Source organism: Streptomyces sp. CA-181903 (assembly GCF_050937075.1).
In the GTDB taxonomy this organism is placed as follows: Bacteria; Actinomycetota; Actinomycetes; order Streptomycetales; family Streptomycetaceae; genus Streptomyces.
Genome location: NZ_JBNJLY010000001.1, coordinates 6,863,243 through 6,885,364, shown reverse-complemented (window position 1 = coordinate 6,885,364; position 22,122 = coordinate 6,863,243). Strand labels below are relative to the sequence as shown.

Annotated in this window: 14 protein-coding genes and 2 pseudogenes; 5 read left to right on the top strand and 11 right to left on the bottom strand. The window is 75.7% G+C overall.

Annotated features, from left to right (window positions below):
* Positions 1-83: 83 nt before the first annotated feature.
* The 4 genes and pseudogenes from ACQEVS_RS30485 to ACQEVS_RS30470 form a co-directional block, all read right to left on the bottom strand.
* Positions 84-615, bottom strand: a pseudogene (locus tag ACQEVS_RS30485) (gamma carbonic anhydrase family protein).
* A 170-nt stretch (positions 616-785) separates the two neighbouring features.
* On the bottom strand, positions 786-1,448 hold the full coding sequence (locus ACQEVS_RS30480; protein WP_433025980.1) for a DedA family protein: 663 nt from the start codon (positions 1,446-1,448) through the stop codon (positions 786-788).
* A gap of 261 nt (positions 1,449-1,709) precedes the next feature.
* On the bottom strand, positions 1,710-2,165 hold the full coding sequence (locus tag ACQEVS_RS30475; protein ID WP_433025977.1) for a hypothetical protein: 456 nt from the start codon (positions 2,163-2,165) through the stop codon (positions 1,710-1,712).
* A 357-nt stretch (positions 2,166-2,522) separates the two neighbouring features.
* Positions 2,523-2,981, bottom strand: coding sequence for a DUF4442 domain-containing protein (locus ACQEVS_RS30470; RefSeq protein WP_433025974.1), 459 nt, complete (start codon positions 2,979-2,981; stop codon positions 2,523-2,525).
* Between the two features lie 83 nt (positions 2,982-3,064).
* Between ACQEVS_RS30470 and ACQEVS_RS30465 the strand changes: the two genes are divergently transcribed.
* Positions 3,065-4,168: a hypothetical protein gene (locus ACQEVS_RS30465; protein ID WP_433025971.1), complete on the top strand. Its 1,104-nt coding sequence runs from the start codon at positions 3,065-3,067 to the stop codon at positions 4,166-4,168.
* A gap of 32 nt (positions 4,169-4,200) precedes the next feature.
* Here ACQEVS_RS30465 and ACQEVS_RS30460 read toward each other — a convergent pair whose 3' ends face one another.
* From ACQEVS_RS30460 to ACQEVS_RS30440, 5 genes and pseudogenes are all read right to left on the bottom strand, one after another.
* The gene (locus ACQEVS_RS30460) at positions 4,201-5,046 is read right to left on the bottom strand and encodes a spermidine synthase (RefSeq protein ID WP_433025968.1); all 846 of its coding nucleotides are present in this window, start codon (positions 5,044-5,046) and stop codon (positions 4,201-4,203) included.
* A gap of 60 nt (positions 5,047-5,106) precedes the next feature.
* The gene (locus ACQEVS_RS30455) at positions 5,107-6,279 is read right to left on the bottom strand and encodes a GTP-binding protein (protein ID WP_433025965.1); all 1,173 of its coding nucleotides are present in this window, start codon (positions 6,277-6,279) and stop codon (positions 5,107-5,109) included.
* A gap of 1,109 nt (positions 6,280-7,388) precedes the next feature.
* Positions 7,389-8,858, bottom strand: a complete 1,470-nt coding sequence (locus ACQEVS_RS30450; RefSeq protein ID WP_433025962.1) for an MFS transporter — start codon at positions 8,856-8,858, stop codon at positions 7,389-7,391.
* A gap of 289 nt (positions 8,859-9,147) precedes the next feature.
* Positions 9,148-9,381 (bottom strand): annotated as a pseudogene (locus ACQEVS_RS30445) (methyltransferase domain-containing protein); the annotation flags it as partial.
* A gap of 340 nt (positions 9,382-9,721) precedes the next feature.
* Positions 9,722-10,804, bottom strand: a complete 1,083-nt coding sequence (locus ACQEVS_RS30440) for an LLM class flavin-dependent oxidoreductase (protein WP_433025959.1) — start codon at positions 10,802-10,804, stop codon at positions 9,722-9,724.
* A 634-nt stretch (positions 10,805-11,438) separates the two neighbouring features.
* Between ACQEVS_RS30440 and pabB the strand changes: the two genes are divergently transcribed.
* The 3 genes from pabB to ACQEVS_RS30425 all read left to right on the top strand — a co-directional run bounded on the left by pabB (position 11,439) and on the right by ACQEVS_RS30425 (position 15,961).
* Positions 11,439-13,634 (top strand): aminodeoxychorismate synthase component I, encoded by a 2,196-nt coding sequence (gene pabB, locus ACQEVS_RS30435; protein ID WP_433025956.1) that lies wholly within the window; start codon positions 11,439-11,441, stop codon positions 13,632-13,634.
* 43 nt (positions 13,635-13,677) lie between these two features.
* Positions 13,678-14,871 carry a 4-hydroxybenzoate 3-monooxygenase gene (locus tag ACQEVS_RS30430; protein WP_433028063.1) on the top strand — a complete coding sequence of 398 codons (1,194 nt, stop codon included), beginning with the start codon at positions 13,678-13,680 and terminating at the stop codon, positions 14,869-14,871.
* Between the two features lie 367 nt (positions 14,872-15,238).
* Positions 15,239-15,961, top strand: coding sequence for a TVP38/TMEM64 family protein (locus tag ACQEVS_RS30425; RefSeq protein WP_433025953.1), 723 nt, complete (start codon positions 15,239-15,241; stop codon positions 15,959-15,961).
* A 33-nt stretch (positions 15,962-15,994) separates the two neighbouring features.
* Here ACQEVS_RS30425 and ACQEVS_RS30420 read toward each other — a convergent pair whose 3' ends face one another.
* Together ACQEVS_RS30420 and ACQEVS_RS30415 are read right to left on the bottom strand one after the other, a co-directional pair.
* Positions 15,995-16,138, bottom strand: coding sequence for a hypothetical protein (locus tag ACQEVS_RS30420; RefSeq protein ID WP_433025950.1), 144 nt, complete (start codon positions 16,136-16,138; stop codon positions 15,995-15,997).
* A 78-nt stretch (positions 16,139-16,216) separates the two neighbouring features.
* Positions 16,217-16,630, bottom strand: a complete 414-nt coding sequence (locus ACQEVS_RS30415; protein ID WP_433025947.1) for a hypothetical protein — start codon at positions 16,628-16,630, stop codon at positions 16,217-16,219.
* A 141-nt stretch (positions 16,631-16,771) separates the two neighbouring features.
* Here ACQEVS_RS30415 and ACQEVS_RS30410 point away from each other — a divergent pair, with 141 nt between their 5' ends.
* Positions 16,772-22,075 (top strand): HAD-IC family P-type ATPase, encoded by a 5,304-nt coding sequence (locus ACQEVS_RS30410; RefSeq protein WP_433025944.1) that lies wholly within the window; start codon positions 16,772-16,774, stop codon positions 22,073-22,075.
* Positions 22,076-22,122: the final 47 nt, after the last annotated feature.

Here is a 22,122-nt window from a genome sequence, read left to right as displayed (position 1 = left end):
CGGTTGGGACGATAACACGACGCTTCAGCCCGTAGGTGGACGCGACGCACCGGAGCGAATCCCGACGGCTCCCGCCGGAACCGTCAGCCGCCCAGTGCCTCGCGGTGGGTCTTGGCCAGTTCCACGTAGAGGGCGGCGTTGACGCGGACGTGTTCGCGTTCCTCGGTGGTCAGTTCGCGCCGGACCTTCGCCGGGACTCCGGCCACCAGGGAGCCCGGGGGACGCGCATGCCCTGGGGGACGAGGGCCTGGGCGGCGACGAGGGAGCCGGCGCCGATGTGGGCGCCGTTGAGGACGGTGGCGCCCATGCCGATGAGGACGTCGTCCTCGACGGTGCAGCCGTGCAGAACGGCGTTGTGGCCGACGGTCACGCGCTCGCCGATGGCGACGGGGAAGCCGGGGTCCACGTGGACGGTGCAGTTGTCCTGGATGTTGCTGTCGGCGCCCAGGGTGATGGGGCCGCAGTCGGCGCGCAGGACGGCGTGGTACCAGACGCCGGAGCCGGGGGCGAGGGTGACGTCGCCGAGGACGACGGACGTGGGGCCGTGAACGCCGCCGGGTCGACCGTCGGTTCCTTGCCGCCCACGCCGGTGATCAGCGCCCGTTCGGTCGTCATGGTCCGCTCCTCTTGGCCTTCGTCGGAGAGTCGCCCTCGTCGGGGAGTCTCTCGTCGGGGAGCCCCCCGCCAGGGAGTCGCCCTCGTTTCCGGCACGGTAGACCGACGGCCCCGACGCGCGGAGGCGTCGGGGCCGGATGGGGTGAAGATCACAGGAGTGACGGGGGCGGTCAGTCGCCCGCCGGGACCGCCTCCGGCCGCTCGGCGGCCTCGGCCGCCTCGCTCTCGGCGTTGGCCTTCTTGGCCTTGATCCGCATCACGACGAAGGAGCCCACGCCGAAGAGCACGGCGGCCAGCAGGCCCACCCAGGAGAACTTGCCGATCCACTCCTCGGCCGCCTTGCCCACCGTGTAGATGAGGGCGACCGTGCCGCCGGCCCAGACGACGCCGCCGAGGACGTTGGCGATGAGGAACTTCCAGTACGGCATCTTCAGCACGCCCGCGAGCGGGCCGGCGAAGATGCGCAGCAGGGCGATGAAGCGGCCGACGAAGACGGCCCACATGCCCCACTTGTGGAAGGAGCGCTCGGCGGTGGCGACGTGGTGCGGGCCGAAGTGCTTGGGGAACTTGCGGCCGAGCCAGTCCAGCAGCGGCTTGCCGCCCTTGCGGCCGATCAGGTAGCCGATCGAGTCGCCGACGATGGCGCCGGCGACGGCGCAGGCCCCGAGGATGTAGGGGTTGATGTGGTCCTGGGTGGCGGCCATCAGCGTGGCGCTCACGAGGACGATCTCGCCGGGGAGCGGGATGCCCAGGCTCTCCAGCCCGATGACCCCGCCCACCAGCAGGTAGACGGCGACCGCCGGTACGGATTCGAGCCACTCCTGGATGTGCAACGCCGGTTCCTCCCCGGTTGACGACCTGTTCCCGGCGTGCGCCGAGACGGCGCACGCCGGAAGCCTACTGGAGTCAAGGACTCGCCTCGGGGCCGAATGGTTGAGGGGGACGGCCGTTTGTTCGGTTTGTTCCGCTTGGATATCCCGGTGACGGGCCTCCGGGCCCCTCGCCACACCCTCGAAGGCCCCGCACCGGCCGAACGCGACAGGCGGCGGGCACCGCGTGGGTGCCCGCCGCCCGGAACGGGTGTCGCCGCCGGATCACAGCGCGGTGTGCTTGACCTTGCCGTCGTAGACGCCGACGAAGTAGTGGCCCAGTTCGGTCCCGAAGATGTAGTAAGGCTGGTTCATCCCCGGGAACAGGGGCCAGCGCAGCGTCACCGTGCGGTACCGGCCGGTGTACCCCGACTCCTTGAGCTTCTTGTCCGCCGCCGTGATGTCCATCGGGACGGGCCAGGGGATCACCCGGTCCTGAAGCCACGGCTGCGGGATGAGCTCGGGTTGGTCGAACTCGCCCCAGGTGCGGGACTTGATGATGACGGTGCCTTCCTCGGCCCGGAAGACGAAGCGCCATTGGTTCACCTTGCGCACGTCGTCGGTGGGTCCGTCGGGTGAGACACCGTCACCCTCGAGGAGTTCCGCCTCCGGGAACTTCTCCCGCACCAGGCGCACCGCGGTATTGGCCAGTCCGAGAAAGTTCAGCTCGGCATCCGCCACGGGCTCGCTCCTTTGCTGGAAGGGCTCGCTTACCGTGCACAGCGTGTACGCGGCCGGGCACACAGCGCCATTCCCTTTCCGGCCACTGCGCCGTCGATCACTGGTCGACCTGAAGCGTTCGCACTGGTACGCGGGTGGGCAAGCGGCGATCGTCTCGCCTCCATCGCCGGCCGCCTCGCTTCCGCCGCCGGACGCCTCGCCTCCGTCGAACAACCGCTTCGGCCCCGGGAGACGCACGCGGCCGGCCAGGCACCTACCGCCGGCCGGCCACATCCCTCCCGTCACACAGGCGCAGGCGTCCGAGGGGCCTCACGCGCCCCGCGGAGGCGGCCCCTCGGCCGCCTCCGGGGTCACCGGCTACGCGTTGGGGCGCAGCGTCCACACCACGGACATCTCGCCCGTCTCGGCCCCGTCTTCCTCACGGGTGAGGGTGATCCGCACCGGGAACTCGGGGCGCCCGCCGGCGTCCAGTTCGGCGAGCACCTCGTCAGCGGGCCGGCCGAGCACGGCGGTGGCGGTGACCTCGCCCCTGGCGATCTTCTTGTAGGCGACCTCGGCCCGGACGGGCAGCGGCGTCATCCGCGACAGGTGGTCGCCGAAGGCCGCCAGGACGATCGCCCCGCTCGCCGACTCGGCCAGGGTGAACATGGCGCCGGCGTGCGGACCGCCCACGTGGTTCCGGTACTCCGGCTGGTCCGGCAGGCGCAGCACCGCGCGCTCGGGGGTCGTCACCTCGTAGACGAGGTTGAGGGTGCGGACCATGGGGACGGTGGCCGAGAGCAGATCGCCGATCGAGGGCTGGGTCGTGTCAGACATGCGGCGAAGTTACCAGTCGGTAGCGGTGGGCGGAAAGGGCCGACGGCCATACCGGTCCCCCCGGCCCCTTATCGTTGTCGGCCATGTGGCCAGGACAGCAGCCCGCCAACGGGGGCGAGCAGAACCCGCAGCAGCCGAACCCGTACCAGCAACCGGGGTACCAGCAGCCCAACCCGTACCAGCAGCCGGGGCCGGGCTCCCCGCAGCACAACCCCTACGCCCAGCCGGTCGGCGCGGGATCCGGAGCCGGGCAGCCCGGCGGGCCGCAGTGGCAGACTCCTCAGACCCTTCAGAATCCTCAGAACCCTCAAACACCTCAGAGTTTTCAGGCGCCTCAGCCTCCCCAGACCCCGCCCGGCCCCCCGATGCCGCCCTCGGGCGGAGGCGGAGGCGGAGGCAGCCGGCGCACCACCGTCATCGCCGTCGCGGCGGCCCTGGCCGTGGTGGCGGCCGCGGCGGTCACCGGCTTCGTCGTCCTGAAGGACGACGGCGAGAAGACCTCCGCGCAGGACGACCCCAAGCCGCCGGCCTCGGCGCCCGCGTCCGCCTCCGGTTCGCCGAGCGCGTCCCCCGGCGGCTCGTCGGCCCCGGACCCATCGGGCGGCGGCCGCGGGGACGACGACGGGGTCAAGCCGGTGATCAGCGGCTGGAAGCCGGTCGTCAGCACCAAGCGGCTGGCGGTCTTCGACGTCCCGCCGGACTGGAAGGTCGAGCCCGGGATGTCGTCCGGCTTCCTGGACGACAAGGGCAAGTCCGTGATCAGCATGAGCTCCGTCGCCAGCTACAAGTCCGGGGTGTGCAAGCCCGACAACAGCCTGGGCGGCGCCGGGACCAAGGGCGCGCAGGGTGCGAAGAGCGAGGCCGACGCCGCCGAGACCGAGGCGCTGAGCTGGGTGTGGGCCGCCTTCGACCAGAAGAAGACCGGCCGTTTCGAGGGCACCAAGGCCAAGCCCTTCACCAGTGACCACGGCGTCAGCGGCTACACCTCGTCGGCCACGGTGACCGGGGTCGCGAAGTCCGACGCCTGCGCGACGGACGGCAAGGCGTTCACCCTGACGTTCAAGAACAAGGAGAACGACCTGGTCACCTGGGTGCTCTACGCCGCCAAGGGCGTCAAGGACGAGCTGCCGGACGACGACGTCAAGAAGATCATGAGCTCGCTGCGCCCGCTGCCGACCGCCTCCTGACGCGCCCCGAGGCCCCCGGCGGACCGGCCGCGTCACCCGATCCCGAACGCCCCGCCCGGCGGCTCCGGCGAGCCGACCGCGTCCCGGTCGCCCACCGGGGCCGCCCCCGCCGCGAAGCGGAGCAGGGCGTCCCCGTGGGTGACCCGCGCCGGGAAGGCGTCCGCGGCGGCGCGCCGGGCCAGCGCGTCCAGCGGCAGTTCCGCGGCGGAGGCGACGAGGATCGCGTTGCCGAACCGGCGGCCCCGCAGCACCGACGCCTCCGCGATCAGGCACAGCCGGGGAAAGACCGCCGCGAACGTCGCGACCTGGGAGCGCAGGAAGTCGAACGGCGCCCCGTCGGCCAGGTTGGCCGCGTACCGGCCGCCGGGGCGGAGCACCCGGGCGGCCGCGCGGGCGTACTCGACGGAGGTGAGGTGCGCGGGCACCCGCGAGCCGCCGAAGACGTCGGCGACGATCACGTCCGCCGAGGCGTCCGGGGCCTCCTCCAGAACCGCCCGCGCGTCCTCGGCGCGGACGGTGACCCCCGAGCCGGCCGGCAGCGGCAGGTGTTCGGCGACGAGCTCGACGATCCCGCGGTCGGCCTCCACCACCAGCTGCCGGGAGCCGGGCCGGGTGGCCGCGGTGTAGCGCGGCAGGGTGAGGGCGCCGCCGCCGAGGTGCAGTACGTCGAGCGGGCGGCCCGGCTCCGCGGCGGTGTCGAGGACGTGCCCGATCCGCCGCGCGTACTCGAACTCCAGGTGCTCGGGGTCCCCGAGGTCGACGTACGACTGGGGCGCGCCGTCGACCGTCAGCAGCCAGGCGCGCTCGCGGTCGACGTCGGGCAGCAGCTTGGCGGCGCCGCCGGCCACGACGCGGGTCACGGGTATCTGTTCGTCCACGCGCCCATTGTGCCGAGCGCCGGGGGCTGCCCGGTCCAGACCGCGCTCGGACGGGGGCGGTCACTCCTCCACGGCGGTCACCGTGCCCGTGCCGACGGTGCGTCCGCCCTCGCGGAGGGCGAAGGCGAGTCCCGGTTCGAGCGGGGTCCGGCGGTCGAGGACGGCGGTCAGGCCGGCCGTCTCGCCCGGGCGGGCGAGGCCGCGCGGGCCGAGGTCGAGCCGGCCGGTCAGGGCCGCCGTGCGGAAGTGGAACGTGGCCCGGCAGCCGGTGGTGAGGGCGGTGCGGCGACCGCCTTCCGTCTGACTGAGCACCCGCAGGCGCGCCGTGAAGCGCCGGTGGACGGTGACACTGCCCGGCGCGACCACCACGTCCCCGCGCCGGACTTCGTGCCCCTGCGCCCCTCGGAGCAGCAGGGCGACCCGGTCGCCCGCCCGGGCGGTCTCCAGCGGGCGGCCGAAGGTCTCCAGACCGGTCACGACCGTGGGTTCCAGTGCCTCCGGCACCTCCACCAGGTCCCGGACGCGTACGCTGCCGCGTTCGACGGTGCCGGTGACGGCGGCGCCGACCCCGCGCAGGATCAGCATCCGGTCCACCGGCAGCAGGAAGGGCGCGTCGTCGCAGCGTGGCGGATCGGGGAGACAGGTGTCGACGGCGTCGAGCAGCGCCTCGACGCCGGCGGTCGCGCGCGGGTCGCCGGCCAGGGCGCCGAGGGCGGAGACCCGGACGACCGGCGTGAGCTCCGCCGGGTAGCCGTGCGCGGAGAGCAGCTCGCGGACCCGGAGTTCGACGAGTTCGGTCAGTTCCGGCTGGGCGGCGTCGGTCTTGCTGAGCGCCACGACGAGGTGGGCGACGCCCATCCGCCGTGCCAGCAGGACGTGTTCGACGGTCTGCGGCTCGACGCCGTCGAGGGCCGAGACGACCAGGACGGCCCCGTCCAGCCGGGCCAGTCCGGCGACCACCCGGGTGACGCGTCCGGCGTGGCCGGGCAGGTCCGTGTGGGCGTAGTGCCGGAAGTCGGTCTCGTACTCCAGGTGCGCGGCGCGTACGGTGCCGCCGCGCGCCGGTCCCTCCGGCGCGCGGTCGAGTCCGGCGACCGGGACGAACGTCCCGGTGCCGCGGCCCGCGAGCACCTTGGTGATGGCCGAGGCGAGGGTGGTCTTGCCGTGGCCGAGGTGGCCGATGGTGCCGATGTTGAGGTGCGGCTTGGTACGGGTGGACGCCTGCTGGGACATGGTGCGGACTCCGGTTCTCCGGTGCTGCGCCGGACTGGATCGTCGTGGGCCCCGCGGCCTGGCCGACCCTCCCCGTACGGGGCCGCCGGGGACGATCCGGGAAGGGTCAGCGTCGCGTCGGGACGGGAGTGCCGACGGGCGCGCCGGGAGGCATGGGCATGCCGGAGGGCACGGGCGCGGGCACCGGGTCACCGGACTGGTCGGTTCCGAGCGCGGGCAGCGGGCCGCCGGACCGGTCGGCCCCGAGCGCGCCCGCAGGGGCGGGTGTCTTCGCGCAAGGGGCGGGCCGGAGCATGCTTCTGATGCTCGCTCACGCCGTGTGGGGCGTCGAATGGTTTTCCCGCGGTCCCGCCCGGCAGCAGGCGCGCGTGGTGGAGGGCCGCCGGGCCGGGTCGCCCCTGCCGCACCGGCCCGGCGGACCGTCCGTGCTGGGGCGGGCTCCGCGACGGCTGGGTCGTCGGCACGGGACGCCACCACCGTCGCCCCGCCGGATGCCGGCCGGGTCCGGCGTCCACGCCGGTTCGCCGCCCGGATCTCACGAGCCGCACGGGACCGGCGGTGCAACCGCTCCGCCTCGACGGCCTGTTCCGCGTCGGCGGCCCGTGCGTCCGGCGGTACGAGACGGGGTGCGGCTGCTCCCCCGCCACCGACCGGGAACGGCCGCCGTCACGGCACGAGTTCCGTAGCGTTACGGAACCGGGGGCCCGCCCACGTCACGCCACTGGCCGCGTCCCGTCACCGTTCCAGGCTCCGGCGGCCTGGTTCCCTCCGCCGTGCCGTCCCACCGGCCCGGCTTGCGGCGGCCACACGGCGCGGGCGCGGCGGTGACGCACCGGTGCCCGTCGTCCCCGACACCCGTGGGCGTGCGCGTGCGCGTGCGGCGCCACCACCCCGGACACCCACCGACCCCCATGCCCGCAGCCCTGCGCCATGGCATGGACGCCACGGCATCGCCACGGACCCACGACTTCGCCGACACTCGACGTCCGACGTCCGACGTCCGACGTCCGAGGTCCGACGCCCGACGCCCGGCGCCCGGCCCCCGCGCCCGGCCCCCCGCCGACGTCACGGCCCCCACCCCGCGACACCCCACACGGCTCCGGGCCCCCTCACCGCTCCGGCGGCCCCACCGCCCCCACGGCCTCCGCCGTCTCCACCGCCTCGCGTCGCGCCCGTTCCCCCTCCTGCCCCCGCGCCACCACGACGGCCAGCGCCACCGTCACGGCCGCCAGCGCCGTGAAGTACCAGAGCGCGCCGTGGAAGCCGGAGAGGACGTCGGGGCCGCGGGTGGCGCGGAAGAGGGCGCCGGCGACCATCACGCCCACGGAGTTGGCGATCTGCTGGGCGGTGGCGAGGAGCCCGGAGGCGACGCCGGAGAGGGGGGCGTCGACGCCGGTGAGGACGAAGCGGATCAGGGTGGGCGCCACGGCGCCCGCGCCCAGGCCGTTGAGGACCAGGAACACCGTGGCCGGTACGCCGGCGGGGTGGAGCTGGTCGGCCCGCAGGGTGGACAGGCCCAGGTAGCCGACGGCCATCAGGGCCGGGCCGCAGGTGGTCAGCACGACCGCGCGGCGCGGGTCCGCCCGGCCCGCGGCGACCGAGGCCGCGAGGAACGCCGTGCCCAGGCCCGCGTAGAGCCCGGCCGACGCCAGGGGGCTCAGCCCGGCGCCGTCCTGGGCCGTCTGCGACAGCACCACGTAGAACGGCACCTGCGTACCGAAGAACACCAGGCACAGCACCAGCCCCACGCCGAACGTCCACCTCCGGAACAGCGCGGTGTGCAGCAGCGGGGCGCCGCCCGCGCGGGTGAGGCGGCGCTCCCAGCGGACGAAGGCGGTGCCCGCGACGGCCACCACCAGGAGCGCGGGGACGGTACGGCCCGGCCCGCTCCCCGGCAGCGACCAGGGGAGCACCGCCGCCGCCACGGTGACGGCCAGCAGCGCGGCCCCCGGCAGGTCCGGCGGTCCGGTGCCGGCCCGCGGCCGGTGACCGGGCAGGAGCGCGCGGCCGGCGACCAGCACGGCCGCGCAGACCGGCACGTTGACCAGGAACGCCGACCGCCAGCCGCTCCCGGCGAGGTCGAGCCGGGTCAGCACCCCGCCGCCGAGCTGGCCGAGCGTGGAGCCCGCGCCCAGGACCGCGCCGAACGCCCCCACCGCCGTGCCCCGGCGGGCGGGCGGCAGGACGGTCTGGATGCCGGCGAGGACCTGGGGGAACAGCAGCGCCGCGCCGGCGCCCTGGGCCGCCCGCGCCGCGACCAGCACCCCGATCGAGGGGGCCAGTCCGCAGGCGACGGAGGCGACGCCGAACAGGCCCGTACCGATGAGGAAGAGCGGCCGGATCCCGTACCGGTCGCCCAGCCGCCCGCCGGTCACCAGCAGGCCGGCGTACGCCAGTCCGTAGCAGGCGACGACCAGGTAGGTCTCCGCGTCGCCCGCGCCCAACTCCCGCTGGATCACGGGCAGCAGCACGTTGACGACGGAGACGTCGAAGATGGCCAGGAACTCCCCGACCAGCAGGACGCACACCGCGAGCACCGCGCTCCTGCCGGCGCGCGGCTCCGGCACCGGTCCGTTCACCCGGCCGCTCCCCCGCCGCCGGGCCGCCCCGGTCCAGCCGCAGCAGCCGGTACTCCACCACGTCGTCCCCCTCGCGTACCTCCCGCGCGGCCACGCTCGTCAGCGTGACGCCCGCCTCGCCTGCCAGCCGGCGCAGCGCCTCCGCGTCGCCCCTGCTGCCGAACCCCAGGAGCGCGCTGCCGCCGGGGCGGATCCGGTCCGGGGCCTCGTTCAGGAACGCCCGGTGGGCCCGGTAGCCGGGGTCGACGTAGGCGAGGTCGTGGAGGCTCGGCCGGGGCAGGTCCTCGGGGGCGAGGACGAAGTTCGCGTGCCAGAAGACGAGGTCGAAGGTCTCGTCCGGGGCGAGCGCGGTGAACATGTCGCTCTCCCGGCACCGCACCCGGCCGGCCACCCCGTGCCGGGCCGCGTTGAGCGCGGTGTTGCGTACGGCGTGCGGGTTGACGTCCGTGGCGACCACGTGCGCGCAGCCGGCGAGGGCGGCGCTGACGGCGATCACCCCGGCGCCGCAGCCGATCTCCAGCAGCGATCCGCCGCGCGGGAAGCCCCGGGGGCCGAGGAGGGCGAGGAGGTCGAGGAACGTGCCGGTGGACGGCGAGTAGACGGGCGGGAAGACGTCGTGGAGCAGCGTCCAGTCGCGGCCCGCGAGCGGGAACTCGGCCGGCCGGTCGCGGCGGTCGCGGCTCTCGCGGCTGCGGCGCAGCGAGTTCCGGTAGTCGCTGACCGGGGAGGTGGTGGAAGGGGTGACCGGGGCGACTTGGCTGGGGAAGACGTGGAGGGGGACGCGACCGAGGAAGGCATGGCAGGGGAAGGCGTGGCGGGAGAAGGCGTGGCGGGGGACGCGCCCGGGGAAGGGCGCTCGGCCGTCACGCCGCCCGCGGGCCGGGCCCGCGCTCCGCCCGGAGCCGGGGCAGCGCCCGCTCGCCGAACAGGGCGACCGACTCCGCGGCGAGGGCCGGGTCCAGGGTGGAGAAGTTGACCTGGAGGCTGGCCACTTCGAAGCCGCCGCAGCGGTCGTGGACCTCCCACAGCCGGTCCACGACGTCGTCCGGCGTGCCCACGAGGGCCGCCGAGCGGGCGCGGACGGAGTGGAAGTCGTCGGCCGCCAGCTTCTCGATCATCTGCCGGTAGCCGGGGTAGTCGGTGCTCGACGCCCCGCTGGTCCAGTCCGAGGCGGCGGCCGTCAGGCTGCGCAGATAGGCGTTGACGGGCCCTTCGGCGCGGGCCTCGGCGGTCCGCCGGTCGGGGGCACAGTGCATGTGGAAGGCGAGCATCACCCGGCCGCGCCCCGGGTGTCCGGCGGCCTGCCACGCCGCGCGGTAGATCTCCAGGTACTTCCGCAGGGTGTCGGCGGCCAGCGGGTTGGCCATGACGCCGCAGCCGAGTTCGCCGGCCCGCCGGAAGCTCTGTTCGCTGGAGAGGGCGGCCACCCAGAGCGGCGGGTGCGGCCGCTGGGTCGGCCTGGGGAGGGAGGTGGTGGACGGGAAGGAGTGGAAGCGGCCGTCGAAGGCGGTGTCCTCCTCGGTCAGCAGCCGCCGTACCGCGTCCACGCCCTCGTCGAAGCGGGCCCGGCTGGTGTCCATGTCCACCCCGAACCGCTGGAACTCGTGCGGGAGGAACGCCCGGGCGAAGCCCACCTCCAGCCGTCCTCCGGAGATGGCGTCGAGCATTCCGATCTCCCCGGCCAGTTTCAGTGGGTGGTTGAACGCCGGCAGCACCGCGCCGGTGATCAGCCTCAGGTTACGGCTCCGGGCCGCGGCGGCGGCGAGGAACACGATCGGGTTGGGCGAGTAGCCGCCGTACTGGTGGAAGTAGTGCTCCACGATGCGTATGTGGTGGTATCCGAGCCCGTCCGCGAGCTCCACCAGCTCCAGGCACTCGGCGAAATACCGGTCCGCCGCCTTGTCGCGGTGGTGTACATCCGGGAAGAAATTGATTCCGGCCTCCATCGGCGGCGCTCCCCCGTTCGTCTGATGTGGCGTCAGAATGTGCCACAAAAGCCGGTTCGCGCGAGCCGGCCTTCTTCAGCAGAGCAGGAACGCCCACGCGGCGTCAAGGCTGTTCGACTGCGCACGCCTTACCCGGACGCGCGCCCTTCGCCACCGGCACGGTGCACCCCCTGAATTGATCGACTTCACGGTCGGCTTCTTTTCGAAAAGAAATACGGATAGGGCGTTCTGAACGCCCTTGACATGGGGTCATTGGCACCCACATCCTGTCATTTGACAGGCCGCTGAGCATCCGAGGGCGCGTGGTGCGGAGCCCGCCCGAGCAGCGGCCCACGGGGGGACTGCCATGAGGGATGTCCGGGCCGCGGCCCGGGCCGGCGGCCGGCCGCGCCGCCCCGGCCCGTTCGCGCCGCGCGCCGCGGAGCGCTGAACCTGCACACTTTCCACGCGCGATCACCATCGCGGCAGCGGCCCGCGCACTCATTTCGCCGCCACGGAAACCGCCGGGCCCCCGGAAAGCGCGAATGCCGGGGAATACCGCGGGAATCCGTGGAGCGCGAGGCGCCGGGCCGCACGCCGCGCTTTTCACCGGAGGGCGCACGCCGCGGCCCGCCGGAATACGGGGGAAACAACGGTGCGTACGCTACTCGTCGACAACTACGACTCGTTCACCTACAACCTCTTCCACTACCTGGCCGAAGTGAACGGCACGGAGCCGGTGGTGCTCCGCAATGACGATCCCTGCCCGACGGCCGGCGAACTGCGGGATTTCGACAACGTGGTGATCTCCCCGGGCCCGGGAACTCCCGAACTCCCCGGCGACTTCGGCATGTGCGGGGAGATCATCGAGCACGGCGGGCTGCCCCTCCTCGGCGTCTGCCTCGGCCACCAGGGGATCTGCCACCTGGCCGGGTCCACCGTCCGCCGGGCCCCGGAGGTCCGCCACGGCCGGGTGTCGCCCGTCCTGCACTCCGGGACGGACGTGTTCGCCGGGCTGCCGTCCCCCTTCGGCGCCGTCCGCTACCACTCCCTGGCCGTCACCGACCTCCCGCCGGAGCTGGAGGCCCTAGCGGCGACGCCGGACGGCGTGCTGATGGGCGTACGCCACCGGGACCGGCCGCTGTGGGGCGTGCAGTTCCACCCGGAGTCGGTGTGCACGGAGCACGGCCACCGGCTGCTGCGCAACTTCCGCGACCTGACCGCGGACTGGCACCGGCGCGCAGGCCGCCCACACCCGGCGCCCCGAAGCACACTCACCACCCCGCCCACCACGGCGGGAGCCACCCCAGGCGCCGCCCCAGGCGTCCCCTCGGGCACCACCCCGCTCACCACCCCCATCACCCCGCCGCCGTCCCCCGCCGCACACACCCCCGGCCCGGCCGCCGGCAGCCCCCGCTGGCGCGTGCTCGCCGAGCGAATACCGACCCGCGTCCCCGACGAGGTGGTCTTCGACCGCCTCTTCCGTCCCTCCCGGCACGCGTTCTGGCTGGACAGCAGCGCCACGGACGCCTCCCTCGGCCGGTTCTCCGCCATGGGTGACGCCGAGGGGCCGCTGGCCCGTGTGGTCTCGGCCGACGTCTGGCACGGCACGGTGACCGTCACCTCCGCCAACGGGACGGAGATCGTCGGCGGCCCGTTCTTCGACTGGCTGGACCGCGACCTGGCCGCCCGCCAAGTCGACGTGCCCGAGCTGCCGTTCGAGTTCACACTGGGCTGGGTCGGCTACCTGGGGTACGAGCTCAAGGCCGAGTGCGGCGGAGACCGCGTCCACCGCTCCCCCGAACCCGACGCGGTCATGATCTACGCGGACCGGGCCGTGGTCTTCGACCACCTGACCTCGACCACCCACCTCCTCGCCCTCGCCGCGCCCGGCGACGAACGCCCGGCCCGCGCCTGGCTGGACCGCACCCGGGCCGAACTGGCCCGGCTCGCCGGCCGCCGCCCCGACCCCGCCCCCGCGCCGCAGCGCCGCCTCTCCGCGCCACGGCTGCGGCACGACCGCGACGCCTACCTCGCCGCCATCGACACCTGCCAGGACGCGATCGGCCGCGGCGAGACGTACGAGGTGTGCCTGACAAACATGATGCGCGCCGAAGGCACCCTCGTCCCCTGGGACGCCTACCGCTTCCTGCGCCGCACCAGCCCCGCGCCGTTCGGCGCGCTGCTGCTCCTGGACTCCCTCTCGGTGCTCAGCACCTCCCCGGAGCGCTTCCTCCGGGTCTCCGCGAACGGGCTGATGGAGTCCAAGCCCATCAAGGGCACCCGCCCGCGCGGCGGCACCGTCGCCGAGGACGCGCTGCTCCGCGAGGACCTGCGCACCAGCGAGAAGGACCGCGCGGAGAACCTGATGATCGTCGACCTGGTCCGCAACGACCTCGGCCGGTGCGCGGAGGTCGGCTCGGTCCACGTGCCCGAGCTGTTCGCCGTCGAGACCTACGCCACCGTCCACCAGCTGGTCTCCACCGTCCGGGCCCGGCTGCGCCCCGGCCGTTCGGCGGTGGACTGCGTCCGGGCCGCGTTCCCCGGCGGCTCGATGACCGGCGCGCCGAAGATCCGCACCATGCGTCTCATCGACGAACTGGAGGCCGGGCCGCGCGGCGTGTACTCCGGCGCCGTCGGCTATTTGTCCTTGTCCGGCGCCGCCGACCTGAGCATCGTCATCCGCACGGCCGTCGCCGCCCCCGGCCGGGTGACGTACGGCGTCGGCGGGGCGATCGTGGCACTGTCGGACCCCATCGCCGAGTTCGAGGAGACCGCCGTCAAGGCCACCCCGCTGCTGCGGCTGCTGGGCGCCGCGTTCCCCGGCCGCCGCCCCGCCGTCACCGGCTGACGGGCCGCCACCGGAGGAGAGGGAGGGAAACGTGACGCGCACGCTGCGCACCCCGGTCGCGATCGTCGGCGCGGGCCCGGCCGGCCTCGTCCTGGCCCATCTGCTGCACCTCGACGGCGTGCGCTCGGTCGTCCTGGAACGGCGCGACCGCCGGTACGTCGAGGGTCGGGTGCGGGCCGGACTGCTGGAGCAGGGGACGGCGGACCTCCTGCGCGACACCGGCGTGGGACGGCGGATGGACCGCGAGGGCCAGGTGCACGAGGGGTTCGAGCTCCGCTTCGACGGGGAGCGGCACCGGCTGTCCACCGCGGAGCTGTGCGGCCGGACGGTGACGATGTACGGGCAGCAGGAGGTGGTGAAGGATCTGATCCGCGCCCGTACGGAGGCGGGCGCGCCCCCGTACTTCGGAGTGGACGACATCGTGCCGGGCGACCTCACCGGCGACGCCGCCACCTTGCGGTGCACCCTCGACGGCGAACCCACCGTCGTCCGCGCCGACTTCATCGCCGGCTGCGACGGCTTCCACGGCGTCACCCGCCGCAGCCTCCCCGCCGGGCACCTGGTCCGCTACGAGCGGACGTACCCGTTCGCGTGGCTGGGCGTCCTGTCCGCCGCGCCACCGGCCGGGAAGGAGCTGATCTACGCCGTCCACGACCGGGGCTTCGCCCTGCACAGCATGCGCTCCCCCACGGTCAGCCGGCTCTACCTCCAGGTGGCGCCCGACGAGGACCTGTCCCGCTGGCCCGACGACCGGATCCGGACCGAGCTGCGCACCCGGCTCTGCCCGGCCGGCGAGCCGCTGCACGAGGGGCCGCTCAGCCGCCACGGGATCACGTCCATGCGCGGCTTCGTCGCCGAACCGATGCAGTACGGGCGGCTCTTCCTCGCCGGCGACGCCGCCCACATCGTCCCGCCGACCGCCGCCAAGGGCCTCAACCTGGCGGTGGCGGACGCCGCCGTCCTCGCCCGGGCGCTGGCCGCCTGGTACGGCCGGGGCGACCGGGAGCCGCTGGACGGGTACACGCGGACCTGTCTGGCCCACGTCTGGCAGGCCCAGGAGTTCTCGGCCCGGCTGACCCGGCTGTTCCACCCGCATCCGGGCGAGGACGCGATGGAGGCGCGGCTGCGCCGGGCCCGGCTGCGGCACCTGGTCGGCTCCCGCGCCGCCGCGACGGACTTCGCCGAGCACTACACGGGCCTGGCCCGCGGCCCGGCGGCGACCCGCGGGGGCACCTGAACACCCACTCCGGCACCTGACACCCCACCGGCCACTGGGCCACTGGGCCACCGCGCCACGCGCCACCGGGCCACCGGGCCACCGGGCCACCCAGTGTCTGACGTCCCCCGCGGCACCTCCGATCCGGCACCCGACGGCCCGCCGACCCGCCGACCCGTCGGTGTCGATCGCCCGCCCCGCCCACCGACACCCGATTGCCAAACCCACCGATCCCACCGACCCGCCCGGGGCAGGCCCCCACCAGCCCGCCGAAGCCTGACCCGGGCCTGCCCCCGCCCCCGGTTCCGGCGGACCCGCGCTCCGACGCGCCCCTCACTTCATCCGCCGATCACACCGCGGGTGCGGCCGTGTCGGTTACGCTCCTTCGGTGCACGAATCTGCCGCGCCCGTCCCCGGCCCCGCCGAGCGGCGCCTCGTGCGTGCCCTCGCCTCCCCCTGGTCCCACCTGACCCTGCTGGTGCTGATCGTCGTCGGCTCGGTGGTCACCGTGCTGGCCTGCCACCCCGAACGGCTGCTGAGTGAGGGCCTCCCGCCGGGGATGCCGTACGGTCTGGCGTTCGTCCTGTTCGCGGGTGCGTACGGGCTGTGCACGGCGGCGTTCGTCCCCCGGCCGGTGCTGAGCGTCGCGGCCGGCACCCTCTTCGGCACCCAGACCGGCGCGGTGGCGGCGCTGCTGGGGACGGTGCTCGGCTCGGCGGCCTCGTTCGGTCTCGCGCGGCTGCTCGGGCAGCGCGCGCTGCGCCCGCTGCTGCGCGCCCGCTGGCTGCGGTCGGCCGACCGGCAGCTCAGCCGGCACGGCTTCCGCTCGATGCTGGCGGTGCGCCTCTTCCCGGGGGTTCCATTCGCCGCCGCCAACTATTGTGCGGCGGTCTCGCGCGTCGGCTGGGGGCCGTTCCTGCTGGCGACCGCGCTGGGCAGCGCGCCGAGCACCACGGCGTACGTCATCGCGGGCAGCCACGCCGCGTCACCCGGGTCCCCCGCGTTCGTCGCCGCCGTGGCGTTCATCGCGATCACCGGCCTGGCGGCGGTGCTGGTGGCCTGGCGTCGCCGGGGCCGTGCGCTCGCGGCGGGCGGGCAGCGGCCTTCCTGACGTTCCCGTCCGACGGGCCGGCGGATCCGTCCGTCAGCGGCCCTGGGGCTCCTCGTCGTCGTCATCCCGTTCGCCCTCCGCCTGGGACGGCGTGGTGTGCGGCGTGTCGGGGTGCACCTGCTCCGCGGGCTCGTCGTCCCGCTCCCCCTCGGCCTGCGACGGTGTGGTGTCGCTCATCTGCTGCCCCTTCCGCGACGCTCTGCGTGGACCACCCGAGTACCCGGGCCGCCGGGCGGCATGCCGACCGGGGGCCGGTCAGCCGCCGTTGACGGCCCGGCGCGGCGGCGGCTTGAGGTCGCCGCCCTTGCGGAGGACCGCGTAGCCGATGCCGATCCCGGCGGCCACCGGCCAGTCCAGGACGCCCGCCACGCCCAGGGCGCCGACGCCGAGGTAGAGGGGCAGCCCGCCCTTGGCGGGGAGGATCCGCTGCGCCGCGGTGATGGGAAGTTTGACGGCCTCGACGGCGGCCCCTGCGAGGGTGTCGACCGGGATGGTGACGGTGACCGTCCGCCCGCCGTCCCGGTGGACGACGCCCGCGGTGGGCCCGCGTTCCTCCGTGCCGTCCTCGGGGCGGTGGTCCGACTGCCGCTCGTCGGCGGCCCCGCGGTGTTCCGCGGCGTGCCGCTGCCGGGTGGAGTGCTTGTGGGCGTGCTTGGTGTGGTGGCTCACGGACGTCCCTCCAATGGCCCTGCCGGGAATACCGGCATTCATGCACTTTTCCCATTATGTTCATTTTCGGTGTGCGCGCCTCCCGTCCCCGGCCGGCGGGCGCGGCCCCGTGAAGTGCGGTCCGACGTACGGGAGGTGCCGGTGGGGTCGTGGAGCGCGCTGGTGCCCGCCCTCGTCGGCGCGGCCCTGCGGGAAGGCCCGGTCCGGGCGTGGGACACCGCGGCCGGCGCCCTCGGCTGGGGGCGGCGGACGGCCGGTGCAGCGCTCTCCTCCCTGACCACCGCCGTGACCTCCGGCCTCGCCGAAGCCGGCGCCGCGCTCGCGGAGGGCGGCCGGGACCGTACCCGCCGCCGGATGTGGACCAGCGGCGGCCGGACGCACCTGGAGGTGCGGGGTCTGAGCGGCGGGGAGCGGCACGACCGCCTCGCCGCCGCCCTCTGCGAGGCGCTGCACCGCCTGGAGGGGGTGAACTGGGCCGAGGTCAACGCCGTCCTGGGGCACCTGGTGATCGACGCCGACGAGGACCGCGTCGACCCGGCGGACGTGCTGGACCTGGTGGAACGGCTCGAAGACGAGCACCTCGCCGCCGGGGCGTTCGACGCCGACGCCCCCCGTCCGCCGTTCGACACCGTGCCCGCGACGCTGGCGAAGGTGGCGCTCGCCGCGGACTGCGTGGGGCTGGTGTGCGCGACCGCCCGCCGGCTGTCGCCGCTCCCGGCCCTGCCGCCCGCTCTGCGGCTGCCCGTCGTGCTGGCCGAGACCCAGCCGCGGCTGCGCCGCCTCCTGGAGGACCGGCTCGGCCACGAGCACGCCGACGTCCTGTTCGCCGCCTCCAACGCGGCGGCGCACGCGCTGACCCGAGGGGCCGGCCCGCTCGCCCTGGACCTGGTGCACCGCGTCTGGCAGCTCGCCGAGATCCGGGCCCGGCACGACGTCTGGGCCCTGCGGGAGCCCGAACTGGTGGGCGGTGGCGGGGATCTGCCGCGGCGGGCCCCCGAACGTACCGACCGGCCGGTGCCGCTGCCGGAGGGCCCGGTCGAGTCCTGCGGCCGGCGCACCGCGCTGACCGCCCTGTCCGGCGCGGGCGGGCTGCTCGCCTGGACCCGCGACCCGGAGCGGGCCGCCCGCACGGTCGTGGCCACCGCGCCCAAGGCCGCCGAGGCGGGCCGCGAGGCGTTCGCCGCCCGGCTGGGCCGGGACCTGGCCCGGGCGGGCGCGCTGCCCCTGGACCCCGGCGCGCTGCGCCGCCTCGACCGGGTCACGACGGTGCTGATCGACGCGCCGGTCCTGTGCGCGCCACGGCCCCGGCTGCTGTCGGCGGCCGCCACCGGGCGACTCGACGAGGCGGCCCTGTGGAGCGCCGCCCACCGCGTCCTGGCCCGGTTCGCCGTCGGCGAGCTGTGCGGGCCCGGCCCCTGGACGGCCAGCGACTGGCGGCTGGCACGCGCCCGCGACGCCCCGCTGGGACGGCCGGACGCCGCCGGGGGCCTGGCCCTGGACCTGTGGGGCCCGGACGGGACGCGGGCGGGCCGGATCCTGGTCGGCTGCGCGCTGGACCCCTTGGCCGACGCCCTCCTCGCGGTCGCCCGCGGCCCCACCCGCCGGGTGCTGATCACCGAACACGCCAGCGCCGCCGAGCTGTTGCCACGCGCCCACCGCACGGTCCCCGCCGGGGTCTCACTGTGCGAGGAGGTGCGGCGGCTCCAGCGCGACGGGGAGGTGGTGCTGCTCGTCGCCCAAGGCGACGCGGCCGGGGACCGGGCCCTGGCCGCCGCCGACGTGGCCGTCACGGTGCCGCCGCGCCCTGGCGCCCCGGGCCGGCCGTGCTGGTCCGCCGACCTCGTCTGCGGCCCCGGGACGGCGCTGGTCTGGCGCACCCTGGCGGCACTGGAACCGGCCCGCGAGGTCAGCGCCGCCTCCGCCCGGCTCTCCCTCGGCGGGTCGCTGCTCGGCGCGCTGATCGCCACGGGCGGGGCGCGGAGCGGGCGGGCCGGGCTCGCCACCTCGCCGGTGCACGGCGCCGCCCTGCTGGCCATGGCGGGCGGGATGCTGGCCGCCCGCCGGGTGGCCGCGCGTCCGCTGCCGCCCGGCCGCGTCCGGGGGACCTGGCACGCGCTCGGGCCCTGGGAGACGCTGTCCCTGCTGCGCGCGTCCGCCGGTCCCGGACGGCGGACCCCACTCGAACGGCCGTCGCCGCCGCGTCCCGCCCGGCGTCCCGCACCGCTCGCGGCCGCCGTCCGGGGGCCACGCCGGCTGCTGGGCGCCGTCCGGGAGGAGCTCCGCGACCCGCTGACCCCCGTCCTCACCCTCGGCGCCGCCGCCTCCGTCGCCGTCGGCTCCACCGTCGACTCCGCGCTCGTCGGCGGGGTGATGACCGGCAACGCCCTGATCAGCGGGGTGCAGCGGCTGCGCGCCGAACGGGCGCTGAGCGGGCTGCTGCTCGCCGAACGCCCCACCGCCCGCCGGTTGTCCTGGTCCCCCGGCGCGCCGGGCACGGCGCCGGACGGGCTCCTCTCGTCGATGGCCGCGGCACCCGTCCGGACGGTCCAGGCCGACGAACTGCGCGCCGGGGACGTCGTCGTGCTGGGCCCCACCGACGTCGTCCCCGCCGACGCCCGGCTGCTGGCCGCCGACCGGCTCGAACTCGACGAGTCCCCGCTCACCGGCGAGTCCGCGCCCGTCCCCAAGGACACCCGGGCCACCCCCGGGGCCGACCTCGCCGACCGGTCCTGCATGGTCTACCAGGGCTGCACGGTGCTGGCCGGTTCCGGGTACGCGGTGGTGACGGCCACCGGCGCCCAGACGGAGGCGGGCCGGGCCGCCGACCTCGTCGGCGAGGCCACCGCCGCCCCCGGCATCGAGGCCCACCTGGCGGCCCTGACCCGGGCCGCGCTGCCCGCCGTGGGCGTCGGCGGCGGCGCGGTGACGCTCCTGGGGCTGGTGCGCGGGGTGCCGCTGCGGCAGGCGGTCGCCTCCGGCGTCGCCATCGCGGTGGCGGCCGTGCCGGAAGGACTGCCGCTCGTCGCGACCGTCGCCCAGTCGGCCGCCGCCCGACGGCTGTCGCGGCACGGCGTCCTCACCCGCTCGGCGCGGGCCCTGGAGGCGCTGGGGCGCGTGGACACGGTGTGCTTCGACAAGACCGGCACCCTCACCCGCGGCCGGCTGTCCGTCACCCGCGTGGCCGTCCCGGGCCAGGACCCGCCGCCCCTCGGCAGCCCGGCCGCCCGCCGCCTCCTGCGGACGGCGGCCCGCGCCTGCCCACCGCCCGTACCCGACCGCCCACCGCCCCACGCCACCGACCGAGCCGTCCTGGAAGCCGCCGCCGCACACGGCACCGCGGACCCCGCCTGGCACCTGACGGCCGAACTCCCCTTCGAAACCGCCCGCGGCTACTCCGCCTCCCTCGGCACGGACGCCGGCACCCCCCTCCTCGCCGTCAAGGGAGCCCCGGAGACGGTGCTCGCCCGCTGCACGACGGTGACGACCGGCGACGGCGCCACGGCTCCCCTCGACCCGGAACGGCTGCGGGCCGCCCACGATTTGGTCCAGAGACTGGCCCGCGACGGCCTGCGGGTACTCGCGGTCGTGGAGTCCCGGCCGACGGGTACCGCCGGGGGTGCGGGGGGCCGGACTCCGTCAGCCGGGGCGGGTGACGGGGCTCGCCCCGCCGCTGTGCCGACGGCACCTTGGGCCGCCACTACGGATCCGGGGTGCCGGCGTGGCAGTGTCGGCGCGGGGGACCGACGTGGCACCGGCGGCGCGGGGGACGAGGACCGGCATGCCGGTGGGAGCGCGGAGGGCGAGGTCCGACCCGGCGTCGCCGCCGCGGGCGAGGAGGGCCGGCCTGCCTCCGCCACCACCGACAACGGGGGCGCCGACGGTGACGGAGTCCGCCAGTGCCGGCCGGCCGTCGCGCACCGCGACGGCCGGCCCGCCACCGCCGGTACGGGTGCCAAGGTTCGGCCCACCGCCGGCCCAGGTGGCGAGGCCCGGCCCGCCGTCGTCGCCGCGGCTTCCGCGAGCCGGCCCGCCACCGCCGTCGTGAGCAGCGAAGCCCGACGCGCCGACGCCACGCCGGCCGCCGGCGGCCCGGGCGACGAGGCGGGACTCGACCGCGCCGGTGACGGCCGTAGCGGGCCCGAACTCCCGGAACTCGTCCGGGATCTGACACTGCTCGGTTTTCTGGCGCTCGCCGACACCTCTCGCCCCGGCGCCGCCGAGGCCGTCCGGCGGCTCACGGAGGCCGGTACCCGCGTCGTCATGATCACCGGCGACCACCCGGCCACGGCCGCCGCCGTGGCCCGTGAACTCGGCGTGTCCGCCGCGGAGGTGGTCACCGGCCCCCAGCTCGATGCCCTCCCCGAGCCCGAGCGCACGGCCCGCGTCGCCGGGGCCACCGTGTTCGCACGTGTCTCACCCGAGCAGAAGGCCGGCATCGTGCACGCCCTCCGTTCCGCCGGCCGTGTGGTCGCCATGACCGGGGACGGGATCAACGACGCCGCCGCCATCCGGCTCGCCGACGTGGGCATCGGGCTGTCCGCGCACGGGTCCACGTCCGCCCGGGCCGCCGCGGACCTCGTCCTCGCCGAGCCCGACCCGCGCCTCATCGTCGCCGCCCTGCTGGAGGGCCGGGCGCTCTGGCGGAGCGTCCGGGACGCGGTCGCCGTGCTGGTCGGGGGCAACGCGGGCGAGGTCGCGTTCACCGTGCTCGGCACCGCCGTGTCGGGCCGGGCGCCTCTGGGCACCCGGCAGTTCCTGCTGGTCAACCTGCTCACCGACATGCTGCCCGCGCTGGCCATCGCCGTCGCCCGTACCAGTGCGGCGGAGGACGACGAGTTGGCGGCGGGCCCGGTGCCCGCGCCGCTGGGCCGCGAGTTGGCGCGCGCCCTGGCCGTCCGGGGCACGGCCACCGCGCTCGGCGCCGCCGCGGCGTGGCAGTGCGGGCGCGCCACCGGCCGGGCCGGACGCGCGAGCACCATGGGCCTCTCCGCCCTCGTCCTGACCCAGCTCGGCCAGACCCTGACGACGGACTGGCGCAGTCCGCTCGTCCTGACGACCGCCGGACTGTCCGCGCTGGCCCTGGTCGGCGTGGTGCAGACCCCGGGCGTCAGCCACTTCTTCGGCTGCTCCCCGCTGGGCCCGGTGGCCTGGGCGACGGTGCTCGGCACCTCGGCGGCCGCGACCCTCGCCGCCGCGCTCGCGCCGCGCGTGATCGGCGGGGGCGGCGGCGTGGCCGTCGCCGTACGGGCGGCGGACGGCACCCCGCCCGTACGGCCGCCGGTCGGCCACCGGGCGTCGGCCGGCCACCGGCCGTCCCCCGACCGGTCGTCGTCGAACCGGTCGTCGTCGAACCGGGCGCGGTCCGGTCCCGGCCGACCGCCGTCCGACGTTCCGCCCCACGCCGCAGCGGCTTCCGGTTCGGCGCCCTCCGATCCGTCGGCTTGACGACCGGCCGGTTGGCACCGGACCGAAAGAGGGGGTAGCGGAGATAG

Coding starts and splice junctions, on each gene's coding strand:
- ACQEVS_RS30470 (WP_433025974.1), bottom strand. CDS start 2,981: ATGTCTGACACGACCCAGCCCTCGATCGGCGATCTGCTCTCGGCCACC.
- ACQEVS_RS30465 (WP_433025971.1), top strand. CDS start 3,065: ATGTGGCCAGGACAGCAGCCCGCCAACGGGGGCGAGCAGAACCCGCAG.
- ACQEVS_RS30455 (WP_433025965.1), bottom strand. CDS start 6,279: ATGTCCCAGCAGGCGTCCACCCGTACCAAGCCGCACCTCAACATCGGC.
- ACQEVS_RS30440 (WP_433025959.1), bottom strand. CDS start 10,804: ATGGAGGCCGGAATCAATTTCTTCCCGGATGTACACCACCGCGACAAG.
- ACQEVS_RS30420 (WP_433025950.1), bottom strand. CDS start 16,138: ATGAGCGACACCACACCGTCGCAGGCCGAGGGGGAGCGGGACGACGAG.